19 protein-coding genes and 1 pseudogene are annotated in these 22,759 nt (G+C 65.9%); 15 read left to right on the top strand and 5 right to left on the bottom strand.

The window, feature by feature from the left end; genetic code table 11:
- Positions 1 to 34 precede the first annotated feature (34 nt).
- From RF637_RS04715 to RF637_RS04705, 3 genes are all read right to left on the bottom strand, one after another.
- Positions 35 to 814: a creatininase gene (locus tag RF637_RS04715; RefSeq protein ID WP_313362545.1), complete on the bottom strand. Its 780-nt coding sequence runs from the start codon at positions 812 to 814 to the stop codon at positions 35 to 37.
- Complete coding sequence (locus tag RF637_RS04710; protein WP_368844269.1) at positions 811 to 2,604, bottom strand: BCCT family transporter; 1,794 nt, start codon at positions 2,602 to 2,604, stop codon at positions 811 to 813. Before RF637_RS04710 ends, RF637_RS04715 begins: the two co-directional genes overlap by 4 nt.
- Before the next feature lie 284 nt (positions 2,605 to 2,888).
- The gene (locus RF637_RS04705) at positions 2,889 to 4,196 is read right to left on the bottom strand and encodes an MFS transporter (protein ID WP_368844268.1); all 1,308 of its coding nucleotides are present in this window, start codon (positions 4,194 to 4,196) and stop codon (positions 2,889 to 2,891) included.
- A gap of 733 nt (positions 4,197 to 4,929) precedes the next feature.
- Between RF637_RS04705 and RF637_RS04700 the strand changes: the two genes are divergently transcribed.
- Positions 4,930 to 5,178 carry a hypothetical protein gene (locus tag RF637_RS04700; RefSeq protein ID WP_240505790.1) on the top strand — a complete coding sequence of 83 codons (249 nt, stop codon included), beginning with the start codon at positions 4,930 to 4,932 and terminating at the stop codon, positions 5,176 to 5,178.
- A gap of 156 nt (positions 5,179 to 5,334) precedes the next feature.
- Here the strand turns inward: RF637_RS04700 and RF637_RS04695 are convergent, their stop codons facing one another.
- Positions 5,335 to 5,988, bottom strand: a complete 654-nt coding sequence (locus RF637_RS04695) for a GntR family transcriptional regulator (protein ID WP_368844267.1) — start codon at positions 5,986 to 5,988, stop codon at positions 5,335 to 5,337.
- Between the two features lie 224 nt (positions 5,989 to 6,212).
- Here RF637_RS04695 and glyA point away from each other — a divergent pair, with 224 nt between their 5' ends.
- From glyA to RF637_RS04625, 14 genes and pseudogenes are all read left to right on the top strand, one after another.
- On the top strand, positions 6,213 to 7,550 hold the full coding sequence (gene glyA, locus RF637_RS04690; protein WP_085108784.1) for a serine hydroxymethyltransferase: 1,338 nt from the start codon (positions 6,213 to 6,215) through the stop codon (positions 7,548 to 7,550).
- Complete coding sequence (locus RF637_RS04685) at positions 7,550 to 8,767, top strand: sarcosine oxidase subunit beta family protein (RefSeq protein WP_368844266.1); 1,218 nt, start codon at positions 7,550 to 7,552, stop codon at positions 8,765 to 8,767. Before glyA ends, RF637_RS04685 begins: the two co-directional genes overlap by 1 nt.
- Positions 8,768 to 8,778: 11 nt before the next feature.
- The gene (locus tag RF637_RS04680; protein ID WP_085108782.1) at positions 8,779 to 9,075 is read left to right on the top strand and encodes a sarcosine oxidase subunit delta; all 297 of its coding nucleotides are present in this window, start codon (positions 8,779 to 8,781) and stop codon (positions 9,073 to 9,075) included.
- Positions 9,072 to 11,984, top strand: a complete 2,913-nt coding sequence (locus RF637_RS04675) for a sarcosine oxidase subunit alpha family protein (protein ID WP_368844265.1) — start codon at positions 9,072 to 9,074, stop codon at positions 11,982 to 11,984. The genes RF637_RS04680 and RF637_RS04675 overlap by 4 nt, the downstream gene beginning before the upstream one ends.
- On the top strand, positions 11,977 to 12,693 hold the full coding sequence (locus RF637_RS04670; protein ID WP_368844264.1) for a sarcosine oxidase subunit gamma: 717 nt from the start codon (positions 11,977 to 11,979) through the stop codon (positions 12,691 to 12,693). Before RF637_RS04675 ends, RF637_RS04670 begins: the two co-directional genes overlap by 8 nt.
- A 79-nt stretch (positions 12,694 to 12,772) precedes the next feature.
- On the top strand, positions 12,773 to 13,663 hold the full coding sequence (gene purU, locus RF637_RS04665; protein WP_064845405.1) for a formyltetrahydrofolate deformylase: 891 nt from the start codon (positions 12,773 to 12,775) through the stop codon (positions 13,661 to 13,663).
- A gap of 153 nt (positions 13,664 to 13,816) precedes the next feature.
- Positions 13,817 to 15,007 (top strand): hypothetical protein, encoded by a 1,191-nt coding sequence (locus tag RF637_RS04660; RefSeq protein WP_368844263.1) that lies wholly within the window; start codon positions 13,817 to 13,819, stop codon positions 15,005 to 15,007.
- Between the two features lie 4 nt (positions 15,008 to 15,011).
- Positions 15,012 to 16,388 carry an L-serine ammonia-lyase gene (locus RF637_RS04655; protein ID WP_368844262.1) on the top strand — a complete coding sequence of 459 codons (1,377 nt, stop codon included), beginning with the start codon at positions 15,012 to 15,014 and terminating at the stop codon, positions 16,386 to 16,388.
- Positions 16,389 to 16,404: 16 nt separating this feature from the next.
- Positions 16,405 to 16,917, top strand: a complete 513-nt coding sequence (locus RF637_RS04650; protein WP_144931892.1) for a metallophosphoesterase — start codon at positions 16,405 to 16,407, stop codon at positions 16,915 to 16,917.
- Positions 16,918 to 16,926: 9 nt separating this feature from the next.
- Positions 16,927 to 17,568, top strand: a complete 642-nt coding sequence (gene thpR / locus RF637_RS04645; protein WP_368844261.1) for an RNA 2',3'-cyclic phosphodiesterase — start codon at positions 16,927 to 16,929, stop codon at positions 17,566 to 17,568.
- Positions 17,565 to 18,812 carry an MFS transporter gene (locus RF637_RS04640; RefSeq protein ID WP_368844260.1) on the top strand — a complete coding sequence of 416 codons (1,248 nt, stop codon included), beginning with the start codon at positions 17,565 to 17,567 and terminating at the stop codon, positions 18,810 to 18,812. Before thpR ends, RF637_RS04640 begins: the two co-directional genes overlap by 4 nt.
- Positions 18,813 to 18,904: 92 nt before the next feature.
- Positions 18,905 to 19,236 (top strand): annotated as a pseudogene (locus RF637_RS04635) (Zn-dependent hydrolase); the annotation flags it as partial.
- A gap of 138 nt (positions 19,237 to 19,374) precedes the next feature.
- Positions 19,375 to 20,550, top strand: coding sequence for a CaiB/BaiF CoA-transferase family protein (locus tag RF637_RS04630; protein WP_064845399.1), 1,176 nt, complete (start codon positions 19,375 to 19,377; stop codon positions 20,548 to 20,550).
- Positions 20,547 to 21,722 (top strand): acyl-CoA dehydrogenase family protein, encoded by a 1,176-nt coding sequence (locus RF637_RS04625; protein WP_368835642.1) that lies wholly within the window; start codon positions 20,547 to 20,549, stop codon positions 21,720 to 21,722. The genes RF637_RS04630 and RF637_RS04625 overlap by 4 nt, the downstream gene beginning before the upstream one ends.
- A gap of 12 nt (positions 21,723 to 21,734) precedes the next feature.
- On the opposite strand, the gene RF637_RS04620 is transcribed toward RF637_RS04625, so the two are convergent.
- Positions 21,735 to 22,736, bottom strand: coding sequence for an N-acetylglucosamine kinase (locus RF637_RS04620; protein ID WP_368844259.1), 1,002 nt, complete (start codon positions 22,734 to 22,736; stop codon positions 21,735 to 21,737).
- Positions 22,737 to 22,759: the final 23 nt, after the last annotated feature.

The raw sequence follows: 22,759 nt of genomic DNA, 5'->3' as shown, positions 1-22,759 counted from the left end.
TGTGGTGTGGATGTCCAGACTCGAGGGCGTACGTTCAGCGCTCGAGCCCGAGTTCGGTGGAAAGATCGGTTGCCAAGTCCGTAACGGTCCGCTCGAACAGCAGCCGCCCTTTCTGCGCCGTGGAACCACTCGGTGCGGACAGTGCGCCCGTGTGCGGGGTCCGTTCCGGAACGACCGGAAGCCGGTCGAACCGGGGGAGCAGCGCGGGGTTGTGTTCCACGGCCTTGTCCATGTGCACCAGCTCGGGGTGCAGATGGAGCATGAGGGAGGTTTCGAGGACTCCGCCGTGTTCGATGTCCCAGCCCGGGAAGCCCTGGGGGTACACGGTTGCGAGGGTGCTCTCGGAAACGTAGTCCCAGTAGGACAACAGAAGGACCGACGGGCCGGCGGGGTCGGACAGGCCGAGTTCACGCAGCGCCAGGTCCACGCCCTCGTAGAGAAATTGGTAGTTCTCGTAGTGGCCGTTGACGAACACCACGTTGCGGACACCTTGCTGCAGGAACGAGCGGGTGATGTCCCGGGCGATGCCGATCAAGTTGTCGGCATCGAGGCTCAGGGTGCCCCGCAAGTGGTTTCCCCCGCCGGACTTCTGCTGGGATTTGTATCCGTAGTTGAGAGTCTGGGCCATCTTGGCGCCGGTGCGCTCGGCCGCCCCCAGGCTCACGGCGGTCGCGAGCAGGCTGTCGGTTCCCAGGGGGAGGTGGGGCCCGTGTTGTTCGAGCGCTCCCACGGGGACCAGGACTGTGGCGCGTTCGTTGTCGAGCCAGTTGGAGAATTCAGGTGCCGTGGCATGTGCGAGCAGGGAAGTTTTCACGCGTGTCCCCCTTTCATGGGATCTTCATCCGGCGCGGTGGAAGGCCGGCGGGAATCCGCGACGGAGGTGTCGGTGAGGATGGGCATCTCTCCGGTGGGGAGACCGTGCTCGTCCACGTAGTCGTCCTCAGGGCGAGGATTCGGGTCGTTGATCTCTTTCTCGAGTCTCCTGCTGTCCTTGGTCCGTGTGACCAGCCTGCGGATCAGGTTGGCGATCATCAGGAAGATGATGAAGGAGAAGGGGAAGGCCCCGATAATGGTGCCGGTCTGGACCGTGTCGACCACCGAGGTGCCACCGATGGACAGGAGCACGGTTGCCACGGCGGCAATGCTCACAACCAGGACCACCCGGAACCACGGACCGGCCTTCCGGGGTGCGGACACGAACTCGGCAAGCGCGTAGGTCCCTGAGTCAAGGCTGGTGACGTAGTAGGTCGCCACGAGGATGGTGGCCACCACCAGGAGGATCCCTCCCACGATCGGGACCATTTCGAGCGCTGCGAACAGACCGGAGGAGGTGTCTGCGGCGACCTTCTCTGCAATTTCACCGCCGCTTTGTTGGTTGTAGTACACCGCGGCAGATCCAATGATGCCGATCCAGATCATGACGATCAACGACGGGATAATGGTCACGCCCAGGATGAATTCCCGGATGGTGCGACCACGGGAGATCCTGGCGATGAATCCCCCGACAAAGGGGGAGAAGGCGATCACCCAGCACCAGATGAAGACTGTCCACGGTCCACTCCAGCTATCGGACCAGCTCTCAAGAGGGGCGCCGGATGTGCCGGAGTCGGACCAGAAGCTCATCGGGATGAAGTTGTAGATGAAGGTACCGAAGGTCTGCGTTAGGTTCGAAAGAACGAAAACGATGGGGCCGAAGAGGAAGACCCCCACCACCAGCACGATACTGAGCACCGAGTTGGCCTCGCTGATGCGCTTCATGCCCTTGTTGACCCCGACGAATGCCGAGAAAGCGGCGAACGCGGCCAGTGCGACGATGACGATGACCCATACGGTGATGCTCGGCTCCACGCCGGTGAAGGTGGACAGGCCGCTGGTGAACTGCATCACGGCGAAACCGAAAGAAGTCGCGAGACCCAGGACGGTGGCGATGATGGCCAATAGTTCGACAATCACGCCTGCGGAACGCTGCAGGGGTGCGGGGAGAATGTCAACGGTGGCCTCACGGAAGGTCAGGGTCTTCCCCAGATTATGGTGGGAGTAGGCAAGGCAGATGGCAACCACGCAGTACATCGCCCACGCAGTCAATCCCCAGTGGAAATAGGCCCAGACCATCCCGGGTTCCCCCGGACTGTCGGAGCTCGGGACCACGGGAGCCTCGTCGCCCAGCAGGATGGGCTCGGCAACGGACCAGAAGATCAGTCCCACGCCCTGCCCGCAGGCGAACAGCATCGAGTACCAGGCGAACTTGCTGTGCTCGGGCCGAGCCTTCGGGCCGCCCAGTCGAACCCGGCCGATCTTGCTGAACGCCAACCACGCGCACACTGCGATGGCCGTCAAGGAATAGAGCACGAACCACCAGGTGAATCCGGAGGTCACCCACGTCCGAAGATCGTTGATGACGCGAGCCGACCCGTCGGGATTGACGCTGACGGCCACGATGACCGCGATGATCAACAGCGGGGGCAGGACCGTGATGATCGTTCGATCGACCGGTGGGATTACCCGTCCTCGGAACCGTGGAAGCGAAACCTTCAGCTGCTGATCTGCCTCGGGCACTGCTTCGCCCGTGCGGTCAGTGACCTGCTGGTCTTTAGTGCGGGCCATGGGGCCTCCTTCTATCGACGGCGATCTCGCCGACGACCGTTCGCTAAAAATGCAGGATGGCTGGCTGTCCACCGAAGTTGCATTCAGCAATACGGTGTTGCAAAGAAAGTGAACCACACCACAGTGCCTTGGTCAAGGGTGCCAGCAGATCTGGGTTCTTTTCTTCATACGCACGTAATTTCCCCACGAAACGTTGATGTAAGCGGAACCTGTACGCAACCCTGTTGCAACACTGGTCAGTTCTGCGACCCCAGCGCAACGGAGGGTGTTAGGGACAAACGCGATCAATGGGTGAGTGGGCGGCCTGCAGTCTCTTTGGAGACGGCTACGGCGATCAAAGATCCAAGAGCTGCAACCACCAAGTACCACGCGGGTGCCAATGGTGTACCGAGAGCTGAAATTAAAAGGGTAGCCATGAAAGGCGCGGTGCCGCCGAACAACGCATTGGAGACATTGAAACTGACGGCAAAACCGCTGTAACGCATTCGGGTGGGGAATGATTCGGCCAGGAAGCTGGGTAGTGTCCCGTCGTTGAGGGTCAGCATGGCTCCGAGGACCACCTGAAGTATGAGGATCAGGACAAACGAGCCGGTGTCCAAGAGCATGAAGATGGGGACCGTGAGCACCATGAAGCTGATAGACGCCGCCATCAGCACTTTCTTTCGCCCAAATCGGTCTGAGGCCATCCCTGTCAGGAAAATGAATCCCACATATGTGACCAGGGCGATGGACGTGGCAATGAAGGACTCCGTCTGGCCGAGCCCCACTTCCTCGTGGAGGTACGTGGGCATGTAGCTGAGCAGTATGTAGAAGCCCACCGCGTTCAGTAGTACCGCGCCAATGGTGCGCAGCAACGTCCACCAGTGGTACTTGAACATGTCCAGGACCGGGGTTGATTTTGTCTGTTCCTGTTTCGCGAGTTCGCGGAACACGGGTGCGTCCTCGAGCCGGTTGCGGATGTATCGGCCGATGAGACCCATCGGTCCCGCCAGAAGGAAGGGGACCCTCCAGCCCCAGGACAGCATCTGATCGTCGGAGAGAATGGCCGTGAGACCAGCGACGAACAACGAGCCGAAGAGCAGGCCACTTGCCGTACTCGCCGGTACCACCGCTGCGTAAATCCCTCGCTTGTGGTCCGGGGCGTACTCCACCAGGAAGGCCGAGGCGCCCGCGTACTCGCCCGCGGCTGAAAACCCTTGGACCACACGCACGAGCAGCAACAGGATGGGTGCCGCAATGCCAATAGTTTTGTAGTCGGGAATCAGGGCGATAGCGAACGTGGCGGCGGACATCACCAGGATGGAGAACGACAGAGCCACCGTTCGCCCGATTTTGTCCCCGATGTGCCCCCAGACGAACCCGCCTATCGGTCGGATGAAGAACGAGATGGCGAAGAGGCCGAAAGTTGCGAGCAGGGCTGTTTGCGGGTCCGATTCCGGGAAGAACACTCGTGCGATGGTTGCGGCCAAATAGCCGTAAACCGCGTAATCGAACCACTCCACGAAGTTGCCGACGAAACTCGCAGCAATGACTCGGCGTCGCTCGCTGGAGGTGACCGCGTTTGAGGTGATGCTGGATGTGTGTTGTGCCACAGGATTCCTTTCGGGCGGCCTGTCATGTAGAGGCAGGAGTGTGATCAGTGGCAGTGGAAAACTCGCTAAGCAGACAACTACGTTGCAGTGAGTGCAAGCTAGTTGCTTAAAAGTAAGCTACATCACATGTCGAGTCAAGGCTTGGAGGGCAAAATTTCGCGGTCGTTCGCTCCGGAACACCCCTCGGAAGACCTCTTCCAGGGCGCTGGGCCCTGATTCGTACAAACCCGGCGGGAGGGGGCAAACCTCACTAGAACGTCGCGACGGAACAACTTCGTTGCAATCTATGCAACTTTAAGGACGTTTCGACTCAACGACTGCGGCCAGCCTGCCGCCCCGGGAGGTTGGCCGGGAAGCAGAAGGGCATTGCTTCTCGGCGAAGACCCCACAGCCGCGGACCTCGCGAGGGGCGGGGCGCCAAGGGGGGTGGGAATTCGGTCCCTGCGGGACGGGCATCCACTTTCTCGCCGAATGGAGCCGCGGCGATATCGGTGGCGGACGGGACGATTTGGTGGGGCTGGGTGTCGTCCATGACCTGGTGCCGGGTTTCGGGCAGCAGCCATGTCGCGATAAGCGCCCCCGCGGCGGTCATTGTGAGATAGGTCGCGGGGGCCAGGTGGTTGTTGGTTTGATAAGAACTGCGCTTCTGCGTTCCCGGGAACGAGCCTTGAGCTCTTCCTGACCTCCAACCGCATCGACACTCTGATTGTGACCGGTGCGACTGCGGCCGGGTGTGTGTCACACCGTCGAGGATGCGATCGGGAAGGGATTCCGCCCGATCATCCCCAGGGAGACCATCGGCGATCGTGTCCCCGGCGTCGCGCAGTGGAACCTCTACGACATTGACAACAAGTTCGGTGACGTGGAGTCCACGGATTCGGTGGTGGATTACCTGAACGGTCTCCCACGGTTCGAGGACACGGTTCCGAAGAACCTCTCGGGTCCCCAGTCCGAGGTGCTGGCTCCTGCGAATCCGGCTTGAGGCGCATCGCGCTGTAGAGCCCGCTGCCCAAGGTCCCCAGCCCGGTCCGACTGTCGTCGGACCGGGCTGGGGACATGTGTATCTGACATAGGGCAAGCGGCAAAGATCCCGCTACGCCGAACCATTGCCGATACCGTCCGCTGATCCCGTGGGGTGTCAGAGCACCTCGCGCATGTGTTGTTCGAACTCCCCCACGTGCTCACGCATGATCTCCGCAGCGTCTTCACCGCGGCCGTTGAGAACGGCATCCAGCAGTTGTGAATGGGTCGCGATGTGTTCCACGGGAGTGGGATTCCGGGTGGCGGCCAAGCACCAGATTCGGGTAGCCAGGTTCCCGTACCGGTTCAGCGTGGCCTCCAGATGAGCATTGCCAGCCGCGCAGTAGAGAGCGCGGTGGATCGTGCTGTCCCAGCGCAACGCGTCCTGCGGATCCGAGGAACCTCCCGGGGTGGCCGTATCGAGCTGGTCCTTGAGGTCCTTGAGCTCACCGCGTGATCGGTGGTCCAGCCGCTTGGCCGCCAACCGCACAGCGAGGGGCTCAAGCACTTCTCGGACCTCGGAGATTTCGGAGAGCACGGTGATGTCCACAGGGGTGGCGAACGTGCCGCGACGAGGGAAAGTGGCCACCAATCGCTCGGTCTCCAACCTTTTCAGCGCCTCACGCAGTGGAGTGCGTCCCACCTCGAGCTCAAGTCCCAGCCGCGTCTCGTTCAATGGTTCACCGGGGGCGATCTCCAAGAAGACGAGCTTGTCCTGGAGGAGTTCGAACGCCCGGGTGGCCAGTGATCCGCTGGATTTAGTCTCTTTCATCCACCCACTCCTCTCGGTTCCGCTCAGATTCTAACCGGGCCCCGTGTCGACCGACCGACGGGCTGCCGGGCGGCAGTGTCCGGACCCAGGGTGGGTCCTGATAACGCCGGGGTCACCAGTTGTCAGAAGTTCATTGACGGCGTGCGCCTGCAACAGTAACCTGGATCACACCCTGATATATCAATTACGTATCAGACACGGACTAACACCTGAGGAGGCCGAGGATGGTCGATCTGAACACTCATCTCGCCCAGGGCGACCCGGAAGTGGCTGAGGCCATCGAGGCCGAGCTGCGACGCCAGCAAGGAACCCTGGAAATGATTGCGTCCGAGAACTTCGCTCCCGTCGCGGTGATGCAGGCGCAGGGGTCGGTGCTGACCAACAAGTACGCGGAGGGCTACCCCGGCCGTCGGTATTACGGCGGCTGTGAACACGTGGACGTGATCGAGCAACTGGCCATCGACCGGGTCAAGGACCTGTTCGGCGCCGAACACGCCAACGTGCAGCCCCACTCCGGTGCGCAGGCCAACGCCGCGGCGATGTTCGCGCTGTTGGACCCAGGGGACACGATTCTGGGGTTGAACCTGGCTCACGGTGGTCACCTGACCCACGGCATGAAACTGAATTTTTCCGGCAAGCTCTACAACGTGGTGGCCTACGGCGTGTCGGAAGAGGACCTGGAGATCGACATGGCCGAGGTCGAGCGCCTCGCCCTGGAGCACCGGCCCAAGCTGATCGTGGCCGGCTGGTCCGCCTACACCCGCCAGCTGGACTTCGAGCGGTTCCGGCGAATCGCGGACAAAGTAGGCGCCTATCTCATGGTGGACATGGCCCACTTCGCCGGTCTGGTGGCCGCCGGCCTGCACCCCAATCCCGTGCCCCACGCGGACGTGGTGACCACCACCACGCACAAGACCCTGGGCGGCCCACGCGGTGGGGTGATCCTGTGCAAGCAGGAGCTGGCCAAGAAGATGAACTCCGCGGTGTTCCCCGGCCAGCAGGGCGGCCCGCTCGAGCACGTGATCGCGGCGAAGGCCGTGGCCTTCAAGTACGCCGCCGGTGAAGAGTTCAAGGACCGGCAGCGCCGCACCCTCGAGGGCGCCAAAATCCTGGCCGAGCGACTGCTGCACGATGACGTGGCGGAGCAGGGGATCGGGCTGGTCAACGGCGGCACGGACGTGCACCTGGTGCTTGTGGATCTGCGCAACGCCCAGCTGGACGGCAAGCAGGGCGAGGACCTGCTGCACCGAGTGGACATCACGGTCAACCGTAACGCGGTGCCTTTCGACCCGCGCCCGCCCATGGTCTCCTCGGGGTTGCGGATCGGCACCCCCGCGTTGGCCACCCGAGGATTCGGCCCCGACGAGTTCCGAGAGGTGGCCGACATCATTGCCCGGACCTTGCTGACGGCCGCCGACGACGCCGCCGCCCTCGACGGCCTACGCGAGCGCGTGAACGCCCTGGCCGCCGCCTTCCCGCTCTACCCCGAACTCTCGGCGAGCAACGCTGACGCCGAATCCACCCATGACTACGCCGAAGCGGCGATGAACGGAGTGTCCTGATGGCTGATCTCTTGCCGGACCACCCGGATTTTCTGTGGCGCAACCCGGATCCCAAACCCTCCTACGACGTGGTGATCGTCGGCGGTGGCGGGCACGGGCTGGCTACCGCCTACTACCTGGCCAAGCACCACGGCATCACCAATGTGGCGGTGCTGGAGAAGGGTTGGCTGGGCGGCGGCAACATGGCCCGCAACACCACCATCATCCGCTCCAACTACCTGTGGGACGAGTCCTCGGGGATGTACGAGCACTCCTTGAAATTGTGGGAGCAGCTGCCGGACGAACTCGAGTACGACTTCCTGTTCTCCCAGCGCGGGGTGCTGAACCTGGCCCACACGCTGCAGGACGTACGTGAAAGCACACGGCGCGTGAATGCGAACAAGCTCAACGGCGTGGACGCGGAGTGGATCGACCCCCAGCAGGTCAAGGAACTGTGCCCCATCATCAACATCGGTGACGACATCCGGTACCCGATCATGGGAGCCACCTACCAGCCGCGCGCGGGTATCGCCAAGCACGACCACGTGGCCTGGGCCTTCGCCCGTAAGGCGGACGAGATGGGCGTGGACATCATCCAGAACTGCGAGGTCACCGGATTCGTGAAGGAAGCCGGGCGGGTAATTGCCGTGGAGACCAACCGGGGCCGGATCAATGCCGGCAAGGTTGCGCTGTGCGGGGCGGGTAACTCCTCGGTGCTGGCCGAGCTGGCGGGCTTCGAGCTGCCCATCCAGTCCCACCCGCTGCAGGCTCTCGTCTCTGAGTTGCACGAGATGGTCCACCCCACCGTGGTGATGTCCAACCACGTCCACGTGTACGTCTCCCAAGCGCACAAGGGCGAGCTGGTCATGGGCGCCGGCATTGACGCCTACAACGGCTACGGGCAGCGCGGTTCGTTCCACGTGATCGAGGAGCAGATGGCCGCTGCGGTGGAGCTGTTCCCCATCTTCGCCCGGGCCCACGTGCTGCGCACGTGGGGCGGCGTGGTGGACGTCACGCTGGATGCTTCCCCGATTGTGTCCAAGACACCCGTGGATCAGCTCTACGTCAACTGCGGCTGGGGCACCGGCGGTTTCAAGGGAACCCCGGGGGCGGGCTTCACGCTCGCGCACACCATTGCCCACGATGAACCACACCCGCTCAACGAGCCCTTCAGCCTCGAACGTTTCGAGACGGGCATGCTGATCGACGAGCACGGCGCTGCTGCCGTGGCGCACTAGAGGGAGCGAACATGCTGCAGATCAATTGCCCGTGGTGCGGTCCACGGGACGAGACCGAATTCCATTACGGGGGAGAGGCCCACGTGCCCTACCCCCGGGACCCGTTCGAGCTGGACGACCACCAGTGGGCCCGCTACCTGTTCTACCGCGCCAATCCGCGGGGGCTGCTGTCCGAGCGCTGGTCCCACGCCGCCGGCTGCCGCCGTTGGTTCAACGCCGTGCGTGACACGGTGACCTACGAGTTCAAGACCGAGTACAAGATGAGCGACCCCCGGCCAAACCTGGGAAATGTTGGAGGTGCCCTGTGAGCGAGCAGACCCATCGCCTGACGGCCGAGCGAGCCGCCGGGCACGGCATCGACCGTTCCACCGCGGTGGACTTCACCTTCGAGGGCGTCCCGTACACGGGCTACCGCGGGGACACCGTGGCCTCCGCGCTGGTGGCCAACGGCAAGATCGACTGCGCCCCGTCCATGTACCGGCGCCGCCCCCGCGGGCTGTACTCGGCCGGCGTGGAGGAGCCCAACGCCTTGATCAAGGTCTCCCCCCGTCACCAGCAGGACGTGGCCGAGTCCATGCTGCAGGCCACGGTCACCGAACTGACGCCCGGGATGGACGCCGTCTACCTCGGAGGCCACGGACAGTTGGACCCCGAGACCGACCGCGCCTACTACGACCGCAAGTACGTCCACACGGACGTGCTTGTCATCGGCGCGGGCCCGGCGGGGCTGTCCGCCGCCCGGGACGCCGCGGCCTCCGGGGCGCGCGTGATCCTCATGGATGACCAGCCGCGCCCGGGCGGGGCCCTGCTGTCCGGCAACGGCGAGCGCATCGACGGTGTCCCGGCCCTCGAATGGGTCGAGCGCGTGAGCGCCGAGCTGGAGGCGGCCGAGGAGGTCACGGTGCTCACCCGCACCACCGCCATCGGCAGCTACGACAGCAATTACGTGGTGGCCGTCCAGCGCCGCACCGACCACCTCACGGGGGAGGTGCCCAAGGGTGTGTCCCGCGAGCGAGTGTGGCACGTGCGCGCCCGGCAGGTGGTGCTCGCTCAGGGCACTCACGAACGCCCCGTGGTCTTCCGCAACAACGACCGACCCGGGATCATGCTGGCCTCCGCGGTGCGCAGCTACCTCAACCGCTACGGCGCCGCCGCCGGCTCCACCGTGGTGGTGGCCACCAACAACGACTCCGCCTACCGGCTCGTGGCGGATCTCATGGAGCGAGGCATCACGGTCGCCGGGATCGTGGACGCCCGCCCTCAGGCCTCCGCGGTCTCCGCCGAGATCGCCGAGGCCGGCGGCCTGTCGGTGCGCTACGGCTCGGCCGTAATCGACACCACCGCCGACGCGGACGGGCGCGTGAGCGGCGTCGTCGTCAGCGCGCTCGACGACGCGGGCGAACTCGCCGGTGAGCCCGAGACCCTCGAGGCGGACCTGCTGGCGGTGTCCGGTGGCTGGAACCCCGTGATCCACCTGCACAACCAGCGCCGCGGCCCGCTGCGCTGGAACGAGACGATCGCCGCGTTCGTGCCCGAGGCCGCGATGGCGGGCCAGCACGTGGCCGGCGGAACCGCGGGTACCCTGGACCTGGCTGGGTGCCTGGTCGAGGGCGCCCAAGCCGGGGCGAACGCCGCCCGCGCGGCGGGCTTCAGCGCCACGGCGCGTGCCGCCACGACCGACCCGGAGGCCCCGGGACTCGTGCGCCCGCTGTGGTTGGTCCCCGGCGCCGAGGGCGAGCCCGGCACGTGGGACGAGCACTTCGTGGACTTCCAACGCGACCAGGCCGTCAAGGATGTGATGCGCTCGCTGGGTGCCGGGATGCGCTCGGTGGAGCACGTCAAGCGCTATACCTCGATCTCCACGGCCAACGATCAGGGCAAGACCTCCAGCGTGAACACCATGGGCGTGATCGCCACCGCGCTGGGCGGCAGCTCACCGGACGAGATCGGCGTGACTGCCTTCCGTGCTCCCTACACCCCGGTGGCCTTCGCGGCGCTCGCGGGCACCCAGCGCGGGCAGATGTTCGACCCGGCCCGGTTGTCCGCGCCCCACGGGTGGCACCTGGCGCACGGGGCGAAGTTCGAGGACGTGGGGCAGTGGAAGCGGCCGTGGTACTACCCCCAGGACGGGGAAGATATGGACACCGCGGTGCTGCGCGAGTGCGCGGCAGTGCGCAACTCCGTGGGGTTCATGGACGCCACCACCCTGGGCAAGATCGAGATCCGCGGCAAGGACGCGGGGGAGTTCCTCAACCGCGTCTACACCAACGCGTTCAAGAAACTGAAGCCCGGTATGGGCCGCTACGGCGTGATGTGCAAGCCGGACGGCATGGTCTTCGACGACGGCGTGACGCTGCGGCTGGACGAGGACCGGTACTTCATGACCACCACCACCGGTGGGGCCGCCAACGTGCTGGACTGGCTCGAGGAATGGCTGCAGACCGAGTGGCCGGAGTTGGACGTGGTGTGCACCTCCGCGACCGAGCAGTGGACCACCGTGGCCGTGGCCGGGCCCCGTTCCCGGGACGTGGTCGCCAAGCTCGTCCCGGAGTTGAACGTGTCCAACGACGCGTTCCCGTTCATGGCCTACCGAGAGGTCTCCCTTGCCAGCGGGATCCCCGCCCGCATCTGCCGGATCTCGTTCTCGGGGGAGCTCGCGTTCGAGATCAACGTCCCCACATGGTGGGGAGCGGCGATCTTTGAGGACGTGTGGCAGGCCGGTCAGGAATACGGCATCACGCCCTACGGCACCGAGACCATGCACGTGCTGCGTGCCGAGAAGGCTTTCCCCATCGTGGGCCAGGACACGGACGGTACCGTCACCCCCCAGGATCTGGGGATGGATTGGGTGGTGTCCAAGCGTAAGGACTTCATCGGCAACCGCTCGTACTTCCGCAAGGGACTGGAGAGCGAGGTGCGCAAGGAACTGGTCGCCGTGCTGCCCGTGGACACCGACTATCGCTTGCCGGAAGGCACCCAATTGGTCAAACAGGGCACACCGATCACTCCTCAGGAGGGACCTGTGCCCATGGAGGGGCATGTGACCTCAAGTTACAACAGTGCCGCGCTGGGCCGGACCTTCGGGCTGGCCCTGATCAAGGACGGCCGCAACCGCATCGGTGAGACCCTGCAGGCACCCCTGGACGGGCAGCTGGTGGACGTGCTGGTGGCCGAACCTGTCGTGTACGACCCGGAAGGAAAGCGTCGAGATGGCTGAGCAAACCATGATGAACAGGGCCGAGCGCACGGCGGAGCACGTGGCGCACTTGCGCCGCAGCCCGGTCGAGCACCTGGCCGGGGAGATGAAGAGCGCGAGCGTGTCCGGCGAGCGCGGGGTGAGTCTGCGGGAGGTGCCCTTCCTGACCATGGTCGGGATCAGGGTGACGCCGGGGACCCCCGCCGCGGAGGCGGTCACCGAGGTGCTCGGCGTGGGGCTCCCCGCCGCATGCGGTGAGGTCACGGGGGACACCTCGGAGGTAGCCGTGGTGTGGCTGGGCCCGGACGAGTTCTTGGCCGTCACAGGGGACGAGGTCGCCCCCGTGCCCGGACTGGACACCCGCTCCGAGCGCGAGCCGGGCGCCCTGCCCACCCTGGCCACCCACCCGCTCGCGCAGAAGCTCGCGGCGGTCTTCGCCGAGGGTGGCCCGGCCGGGCAGGCCGTGGACCTGTCCGCCAACCGCACCACGTTGGAGCTGTCCGGGCCCTCGGCGCGCGACGTCCTGGAGAAGGGCTGCCACGTGGATCTGCACCCGCGCAGCTTCACCCCCGGTCGGGCGGTTTCCACTTTGCTGGGGCCGGTACCCGTCCTGCTGTGGCAGACGGAGGACCTCACCTACCGGATCATGCCCAGGGCGTCCTTCGCCGATTACACGGTCCGGTGGCTCCTGGACGCGATGGTGGAGTACTCCGGGGAAGAAGTCGCCTGAGGGTTCCGCCCGTGACGGTCACCATCAGCTCACGGGCGGAACCACCACAGTCGTGAAAGATCGAAGAAGGAGTTGCCTTGTGACGGACGTACAACGGGCGCGCACCGGCGCTGACACCACCGAACTGGTTCTGACCCTCGACTGCCCGGAGGACGTGGGCATCGTGCACGCGGTCACCGGCGTGCTGCTTGAGCACGGGTGCACCATTGCGGAACTGAAGCAGTTCGACGATCGCCGTCAGGAACGGTTCTTCATGCGCGTCCACGTGGTGTCATCCAGGGATGAGGCACTGGATGAGCAAGCGCTGCGGGCGGACTTGGAGCCGGTGGCGCAACGGTTTCACATGAACTGGGAGCTGCGACCTCACGAGCAGAAGCGCCGCGTGCTGGTGATGGTCTCTAAGTACGGTCACTGCCTCAATGACCTGCTGTTCCGTGCCCGAGTGGGGGAACTTCCCATTGAGATCGTGGCGGTGGTATCCAACCATCTGGATCACCAAGCGCTGGTGGAGTGGCACGGCATCGACTTCCATCACGTGCCTGTGACCAAGGAGAACAAGCCGGAGGCGGAGACACGACTCCTGGATTTGGTGGACCAATACACGGTGGATCTGGTGGTGCTCGCCCGGTACATGCAGGTGCTGAGTGAGTCCCTGGTGGAACGCATGCGGGGGCGGGTCATCAACATTCACCACTCGTTCCTCCCCAGTTTCAAGGGCGCCAAGCCGTACCACCAGGCGTACGAACGTGGGGTGAAGACCGTGGGAGCCACCGCACACTACGTGAGTGACGAACTGGATGAAGGCCCCATCATTGCTCAGCAGGTTCTGGAGGTCGATCACACTCACGGCCCGGAAGACCTGGTGGCCGTTGGGCGGGACTCGGAATGCAAGGCGTTGTCCAACGCCGTTCGGTGGCACTGCGAAGGCCGTGTGATCCTCACCGGGAACCGCACGGTGGTGTTGCGGTAGCCGATGTCGGCATCCAGGCCGCCCACCGCAGCAGTTTGATCGCACGGCCCGGTACGGAACCCCGCCAGGTGGTTAATGAGACAAGTCAGGTGGGCGGTGGAGTCTCCGCGGGAAGACGGGGACGCCAATCGCAGCCGGTAAAAGGGAGTCATTATGGCAATGCCAACGAGAACGGGAACCCGTCTGGATACGGCCGAGCGAACGAGTGTCTTGCGAGTGCTCACCTACGCGGGAGCGATCATCGCCTTCCTCATCGGATCCGGCTTCGCAACGGGCCAAGAAATACTGCAGTACTTCGCGTCCTACGGATTCCAGGGAATCGTCGGTACGGGTGCCGTGGTGTTGATCCTAATAACCTACGTGGCCGCTGAATTCCTCTTCGTGGGTCATATGAAGAAATTCGAACACCCCTCGATGATCTTCCGGTACTACACGGGGAAGCACCTGGGCACGTTCTTCGACTACTTCTCAATATTTTTCGTGTTCCTCAGCTTCACGGTGATGGTCTCCGGTGCGGGGGCAGTGTTCGAGGAGCACTTCGGATTGCCCAAATACCTGGGCGGTGCGGGTTTGGCCATCGTGGTGAGCGCAACGGTCTGGTTCGGGTTGAAGAACCTTGTCGATGTGATCGGCAAGATCGGCCCCGTCATCGTAGTTGTGGCGGTGCTGCTGGGGGTTCTATCCTTCATTCGTGAACCCGGGAACATCGCGGCGGGAAACGCCATGGTGGCCGATCTCGAACTTACTCGAGCATCGACTAACTGGTTCATGTCCGGGTTGTCGTACGTGGGATTCTGCATGTTGTGGTTGGCTGCTTTCCTCACGGCACTCGGGAAAACTGCTCGCAGTCGTAGGGAAGCAGTGTCCGGTGGCCTAGTCGGCGGTGCGGCGTTCTCGGCGGCGTGTGTGGTGGTCGGGTTGGGGCTGCTCGCCAACATCGCACGGGTCAACGGGACTGAGATCCCGATGTTGGTGCTTGCCAGGGACTTCAGCCCGGTACTGGCCGCCGCTATTTCGGTGATGATTGTCGCCGGTATTTACACCACGGCCGTTCCTTTATTGTGGACGGTTTCATCGAGGTTCTTCACGGACAGCACTCGAAATTTCAAATACCTCGCGATAGCGCTGGCGGCGGTCGGTGCCGTCGTGGGTCTTCTGCTCCCGTTTTCACAGATGGTCAACGTCGTTTATGTCATCAATGGCTACGTGGGAATTTTCTTGCTAGTTCTGATGATTGTGAAAACATGTCGTCGTCTCATACCCAGGCGGTCTGGGTGGGCCCATGACGCCGGAGCCAATATTGATAATTTTCAGGAATCATTGCTACCAGAAAACCGGAGGTGAGATCGTGGCACTCAGTGCTCTGGATTTGTTCTCGGTGGGTATCGGACCGTCGTCCTCCCACACGGTGGGGCCCATGCGGGCCGCACGGCTCTTCGTGGCCGGGCTCGCCGCCGACGCCCTGCTGGAGTCCGTGACCCGGGTCCACTCCCAGCTCTTCGGCTCCTTGGGGGCCACCGGGTGGGGCCACGGATCGGACAAGGCCGTGGTGCTGGGGCTCATGGGCGAGGACCCCGAGACCGTGGACACGGATCTCGCGGACCAGAAGGTCGCGCTCGCGGGGGAGAAAGGGCAACTGCTGCTCGGGGGCACACACCCCGTGGCCTTCGACCGTTCCCGTGACGTGATCATGCACCGCAGGAAGTCCCTGCCCACCCACCCCAACGGGATGAGCTTCACCGCCTACGACGCCGCCGGCGAGGTCATCCGCGAACGGATCTACTACTCCGTGGGCGGTGGTTTCGTGGTGGACGAGTCCGCGAGCGGTGCGGACAAGGTGGTCGCGGACAGCACCCCCGTGGCCTACCCGTTCAGCACGGGTGATGAATTGCTGGCCATCTGCGAGACCGAGGGTCTGAGCATCGCCCAGATCATGGCCGCGAACGAGCTGTCGTGGCGGCCCGCGGAACAGACCCGGGAGCAGCTGCTGCACATCTGGTCCGTGATGCAGGAATGTGTGGAGAACGGGTGCACGCGCGAGGAGAAGACCCTGCCCGGGGGACTGAAGGTGCGCCGTCGTGCGCCGGAGATGCGCAAGCGGCTGCTCGCCAAGGAACCCGGCAACGACCCCCTCTACGGCATGGACTGGGTCAACCTGTACGCGCTCGCGGTCAACGAGGAGAATGCGTCCGGCGGGCGGATCGTCACGGCCCCCACGAACGGCGCGGCGGGGATCATCCCGGCGGTGCTGCACTTCTACACGCGGTTCATGGCGGACGCGTGCGATGACAAGATCGTGGACTTCCTGCTCACCGCCGCGGCGATCGGGATCGTGATCAAGGAGAACGCCTCGATCTCCGGCGCGGAGGTGGGTTGCCAGGGCGAGGTGGGATCGGCGTGTTCCATGGCGGCCGCCGGCCTGTGTGCGGTGCTGGGCGGGAGCCCGCGGCAGGTGGAGTGTGCGGCGGAAATGGGGATCGAGCACAACCTGGGGCTCACGTGCGACCCTGTGGGCGGGCTCGTGCAGATTCCGTGCATCGAGCGCAATGCGATCGCGAGCGTCAAGGCCATCAACTCCGCCCGGCTGTCCATGCAGGGGGACGGGACCCACAAGGTCTCCCTGGATCAAGTGGTCAAGACCATGCGGGAGACCGGCGCGGACATGAAGATCAAGTACAAGGAGACCTCGCGCGGCGGCCTCGCGGTCAATGTGATCGAATGCTGACGGGCACAATGGGGGCGTGAGCACCTCGATCCTCCTCCTCGCGGACACCCACCTGCCCAAGCGGGCCAAGGCCCTCCCGGACCAGGTGTGGCGCGAGGTCGACGCCGCGGACGTGGTGCTCCACGCCGGTGACTGGGTGGACCTGGCCACGTTCGAGGCCCTCGAGCAGCGCTCCCGGAAGCTGATCGCGGTGTGGGGCAACAACGACGGCCCCGAGTTACGCGAACGCATGCCTGAAACCGCATACTGGGAGCTCGAGGGGGTGCGGTTCGCCATGACGCACGAGACCGGCGCCTCAAGCGGGCGGGAGCGGCGTATGGACCGGGCGTTCCCGGACATCGACGTCCTGGTCTTCGGCCATAGCCACATCCCGTGGGACACCGTGGCGCCCTCCGGGATGCGCCTGCTCAACCCCGGCAGCCCCACCGACCGGCGGCGCCAACCACACTGCACGTACATGCGCGCGGTCGCTGACGCGGGTGCCCTCACGAGCGTGGAGCTGATCCGGTTACCGCCGCGCACCGTCTAGGGTGGGCGCATGAGGCTGTTCGCGGCTGTTCACCCCACCCGGGCCGCACGTGAGCACCTGATCGGTGCATTGCGTGAGGTCCGTGAACTCACCGGCACCGCACTGCGCTGGGGCGACCCCGAGCAGTGGCACGTCACCCTTGCGTTCTACGGCGAGCGACCCGAGGCTGCGGTGCCGGAGCTCGGGGAGCTGCTGAGCGACGTCGCCCGGGACCACGCACCGCTCACCGTGTGCTTGCGAGGCGCGGGATCCTTCTCCGGCACAACCCTGTGGATGGGCGTGGGTAGTGCCTCGGACGCGCTCGTGGAGCTCATGCACGCGTGCTCGCTGGACCCCGAGGAGCGCGCAAGACAGCGCGCCCATCTCACGGTCGCGCGCATGTCCCGTGCCGAGCGCACGCGCAAGGCTCGCGAACGACGCCGCAGCTCACGCACCGTGGCGCGCCCTGGGCCCGAGCTCGCGCATGTAGTGCACGCGCTGTCCGTGTACGAGGGGCCCGCGTGGACCGTCAGCGAGCTCTCCCTGGTGTCCTCAGAGCTCGGCGAGGGCCGCGGCGGTGGCGCCCTGCACCGCACCGTGCAACGATTCCGGCTGTCGGAGCGCGTCGCCTCGGACGCCCCTGGGCGTATGCCTGAGGAAGGCTGCCGGTGACTGATTCGGTTCGTGGGGCACGCGCCGGCGCGTGGTTGTGGCTGCTCGTGGCGTGCGGGGTGTTGACCCAGGCCACCGTGAACCTGTTGCGACCGGTCACGTCCTACAAACTGCTCGCGCTGCACGCGGACTCGATCACGATCGGGTTGACCACGGCCGCGTACGCCCTGGTCCCGCTGCTCACCGCGGTGTGGCTCGGGCGGTACTCGGACCGCACCCGGCAATTGCGCGTGCTGACCCTTTCCGGGGTGTTTCTGCTGGTCGCCGGTGGGGCGCTGCTGGCGCTGTCACCCACGGTGTGGGCGGTCGTGGCCGCGAGCGCCGTGCTGGGCATGGGGCACCTGAGCTTCACGATCGGGGGTCAGACGGCGATCGCCCGTTACGCCGCGGACCGGGACCTGGACAAGGGGTTCGGGTGGTTCACCGCAGCGTTCTCCGCGGGGCAGATGATCGGCCCCGCCCTGGGCGGTTGGCTCGTGGGGCACAGCTCGTCCGCGACCTCCCCGGAGCGCCTCGCGGACGTGAACCAGGCACTGTGGATCGGTGCCGCGATCTCGCTCGCGGCCGTTCCGCTGTTGCTCCTGCGCGCCGGGACACCCGCGGCGGATGCGGCCCCGTCCCGCGCGGCCTCTGGTACTGCGGCGCGTTCCGAATCAGCCGACAAACCCACCATCGCACGGGTGCTCAGGGTGCCCCGGGTGGCGTCCCACATGCTCGCCGCACTGTCCCTGCTCGCGATGCTCGACATCCTCACCGCCTTCCTGCCGGTCATCGGGGAGGAGGCCGGTGTGGCTCCCGCGGTCGTGGGTCTGTTGCTCGGCGTCCGGGGTTTCGCGTCCATTGCCTCCCGGTTGCTCCTGCCGTGGTTGTCCCAGCGGTTCTCGCGGCGGGGTCTGCTGCTGACATGTTTGTTCGGGGCCGGCATCACGCTGGTCATCCCACCGCTCGTGCTGGGGAAGTTCTGGGCCGCGGCGTTCTTCCTGGCCGTGGGTGGATTCCTGTTGGGTTTGGGTCAGCCACTCACCATGACCATGATCACCACGTCCGTCCCGGGCAACTGGCGCGGCTCCGCCCTGGCGGTCCGGTTGACGGGTAATCGCCTGGGGCAGGTGATCCTCCCCCTGGTTGCGGGTGTCTTCGCGGCACCCCTGGGCCCGGCCGCCGCGGTGTGGATGTGCTGCGGGGTGCTCTTGGCCAGCGGTGCGGAGAAGGCGTGGGGGGACCGCCGCGCGGACCGTTCGTGATGTGACCGTGCCTACCGTGGCCGCAACTGGTTCATGGCTCAGGAGGGTTCATGTCCGCACTGCATCAGGCGCTCCCGCGGGATTTCCGGCGGATGTCCCGCAACGGCGGGCTCGAGTCCGGGGAGTGGAGTGCCAAGCGGCGACCACCGCGGACGGGCTCAATCGGCAGTGGTTCGTCGGGTGGTTGATCGCGCGCGGTGCCACGGTGTACTACGACGCGATGGGTAACGAGTTCGGCCTCGTCGAGCTGTGTCCGGGCGCCCCGTACGTGATGGTCGGCTCGCATCTGGACTCCCAGCCCAGGGCCGGCCGGTTCGACGGCGCCTACGGCGTGCTTGCCGGGGCGACCGTGTGCGCGGAGCTGTACCGAGCGGCGCCGTCCGGGGAGACGGAACTGACGTACAACCTGTGCGTGGTGAACTGGACGGGTAGCGCGCCCGGCCGAGCGTCGTCGCCCGTAGACGTGCGGCGGGCGGCGACCCGGAAGCGTAGCGACGTCGTCGAGCCGCGGCCGCGGCGGCGCACCTAGAGTGGAGGACATCGTCGATCCAAGGAGGACCCCGTGACCGAAGCGCTACCCCTGGACGGTGTGCTCGTGGCCGATTTCTCGCGCGTGCTCGCGGGGCCGCTGTGCACCATGACGCTCGCGGACCTCGGTGCCCGCGTGATCAAGGTCGAGCGCCCGGACACCGGTGACGACACTCGCGCGTGGGGTCCGCCCTATTCCGAGACCGGTGCCACGTACTTCGAGTCCGTGAACCGCAACAAGGAATCCGTGTGCCTGGACCTGCAGGACGAGGACGGGCGGGAACTCGCGCGCGAACTCGCCCTGCGCGCGGACGTGGTCGTGGAGAACTTCAAGCCCGGCGGGATGGCCAAGCTCGGCCTGGGCTACGAGGAGATCTCGCGCGAGAACCCCGGCGTGGTCTACGTGTCCGTGTCCGGTTTCGGCACCGCCGAGGGCGCCCACCTGGCCGGTTACGACTTCCTGGTCCAGGCCGTGGGTGGGCTCATGAGCATCACGGGCGCCGCGGACGGCGAGCCCACCAAGGTGGGTGTGGCCCTGGTGGACGTCCTGACCGCCAAGGACGCCACGATCGGCGCGCTCGCGGCCCTCGAAGCGCGACGCCGCACGGGCCGCGGCGCGCACATCGACGTCAGTCTGCTCTCGAGTCTGCAGGGTGCCCTCGTCAACCAGGGCCAGGCATACCTGGGTGCCGGTAAGGTCCCCGAGCGCATGGGCAATGCCCACCCGTCCATCGTCCCCTACCAGTTGTTGCACTGCGCGGACGCGCCCCTCGCGGTGACCGTGGGCAACGACGGGCAGTTCCGCAGGTTCACGGCCGTGCTGGGCATTCCTGAGGTCGCAGACGACGAACGGTTCGCCACGAACTCGGCGCGCGTGGCCCACCGCGAGGATCTCGTCCCGCTGCTGGAGGATGCGTTGTCCGCCCGGACCGCCCGCGAGTGGCAGGAAGAACTGACCGAGGAAGGGGTCCCTGCGGGCAAGGTCGCCGGGATCGGCGAGGGCGTCACGCTGGCCGAGGACCTCGGACTGGAACCCACGGTGGACGTCCAGGATCGGGAGGGCAGGACCGTGGGACGGCAGTTCCGTCATCCGGCCCGCTGGACCCCACCCCTGGAATCCCCCACGGTCGCCCCGCCGCAGCTCGGGCAGGACACGGAAACGATTGTGGCGTGGCTCCGTGAACCCCGTCACCGTACAGTGAGAACATGAGCCAACAGAACACTGTCAACGTCATGGACCTGGTGGGCTTCGACTCCCTGCTGAACGAGGAAGAGATCGCTCTGCGATCCACCGTGCGGGAGTTCGTGGACACCACCATCCGCCCCAACATCGCCGAGTGGTACGAGAAAGCGGTCTTCCCCCTGGAGATCGTCCCGGAGATGGCCAAGCTGGGCCTGCTGGGTATGCACCTGAAGGGATACGGCTGCGCGGGCCGTTCCGCCGTGGAATACGGCCTGGCCGGCGCCGAGCTGGAAGCCGGGGATTCCGGTCTGCGCACGTTCGTGTCCGTGCAGGGCTCCCTGGCCATGAGCGCCATCTACAAGTGGGGCTCCGAGGAGCAGAAGCAGGAGTGGCTCCCGCGCATGGCCGCCGGTGAGGCCATCGGGTGCTTCGGGCTCACCGAGCCCACCGCGGGTTCCGACCCCGGTTCCATGAAGACGTTCGCGCGCCGCGACGGCGAGGACTGGGTCATCTCCGGCGCCAAGCGGTGGATCGGCCTGGCGACCGTGGCCAAGGTGGCCGTCATCTGGGCCCAGACGGACGAGGGCATACGCGGTTTCGTGGTGCCCACCGACACCCCGGGCTTCAAGGCCACGCCCATCCAGCCCAAGCTGTCCATGCGGGCCTCGATCCAGTGCGAGATCGAACTCACGGACGTGCGACTTCCCGCATCCGCTCTGCTACCCGAGGCCAAGGGGCTGCGCGGCCCGTTCTCGTGCCTCAACGAAGCCCGGTACGGGATCATCTGGGGTGCCATGGGCGCCGCCCGCGACTCGTTCGAGGTGGCCCTGAAGTATTCCCAGGAGCGCATGCAGTTCGATCGCCCGCTGGCCGGGTACCAGCTCACGCAGCAGAAGTTCGCGGACATGGCCCTCGAGATCGACAAGGGCTTCCTGCTCGCACTGCAGATCGGCCGCCTCAAGGACGCCGGCACACTGCAGCACCACCAGATCTCGGTGGGCAAGCTCAACAACTGCCGCGAGGCCATCAAGATTGCCCGCGAGGCCCGCACGATCCTGGGCGGCAACGGCGTCACCCTCGACTACTCCCCGCTGCGCCACGCCAACAACCTGGAATCCGTGCGCACATACGAGGGCACGGATGAGGTGCACGCCCTCATCCTGGGCCAGCAGCTCACCGGGGAGGCGGCCTTCCGCTGATCCCGTGGGTGTTCAGCCCGCCCGACCCGCTCGCCCGTCCCACAGCCCCGTGGCGCGGGCGAGCAGGGGCGCTCCCAGCACGGGTTCCCGGTCCAACAGCGTGACCCGCAGTCCATGATCGCCCAGGCGTTCCCTGAGCTCCACGCCCACCGAGGTGGTTGCGAGCCCGCCTCCCATCACTACGGGGAGGGGCTCGCCCAGGTTCCTGGCCACGGTGATGATCAGCTCCGCGAGGTGCGAGGCGGCCGCCGAGACCAACTCGCGAGCGGCGTCGTCGTGCGGGGCCAGCTCGATCACCGTGCGGGCTAGACCGGCCCAGTGGGTGCGGTCGGGGCGGTCGTGGAACGCCGCGATCAGCTCGGTGGGCGTGTCGACCCCGGCGTGTCCCAACACGGCCCGAGCGAACCGGTCGTCCTCTGCGGGGGTCTCGTCGCTCGCTCCCCGGTGCTGCGCGTCCCGCAGCACATGGCGCACCGCTTCCCGGCCGAGCCAGTACCCGCTGCCCTCGTCGCCGAGCAGGTAGCCCCAGCCCCCGGCGCGGGTCCCGTGGCCGGAAGCGTTCACACCCCACGCCACGGAACCGGTTCCCGCGATCACCGCGATGCCCTCGGTGTGTCCGCCCGCGGCGAGGATCAGGCGGGTGTCATGCACCGCGATCACGGGCGTCTGCGACGCCGGGTAGGCGCCCGGTGCCGGGTGACCGTCCGCCGCCGAAAAAATGCCCGGCGCCGGGCCAGCGCCCGCTGCGGCCTCAGCCACGGAGCGAATGAGCTGCGTCAGTGCAGCGGCGTCGTGCGGGGTGTCCACACCGCCGGCGCCGGCGAGAACCGTGGTGCCGGGTGGCGGTTCCAAGCGGGCGAAGATCTCCCGCAGTGACTGGGTGGCCCGCTCCCGGCTGACGTTCTGCACGTTCGCGCTGCCGGAACGAGCTTCGCGCACCGGGGAGTCCCCGCGGAACAGTACGCCGCGGGTGTGGGATCCGCCGATGTCCAGGCCCACGAGGAACCGGTTCACGGGTTCACGGGTTCCCCGGTCAT

Source organism: Kocuria sp. CPCC 204721, assembly GCF_040980945.1.
In the GTDB taxonomy this organism is placed as follows: Bacteria; Actinomycetota; Actinomycetes; order Actinomycetales; family Micrococcaceae; genus Kocuria; species Kocuria marina.
This window is presented reverse-complemented; position numbering and strand designations above follow the sequence as displayed.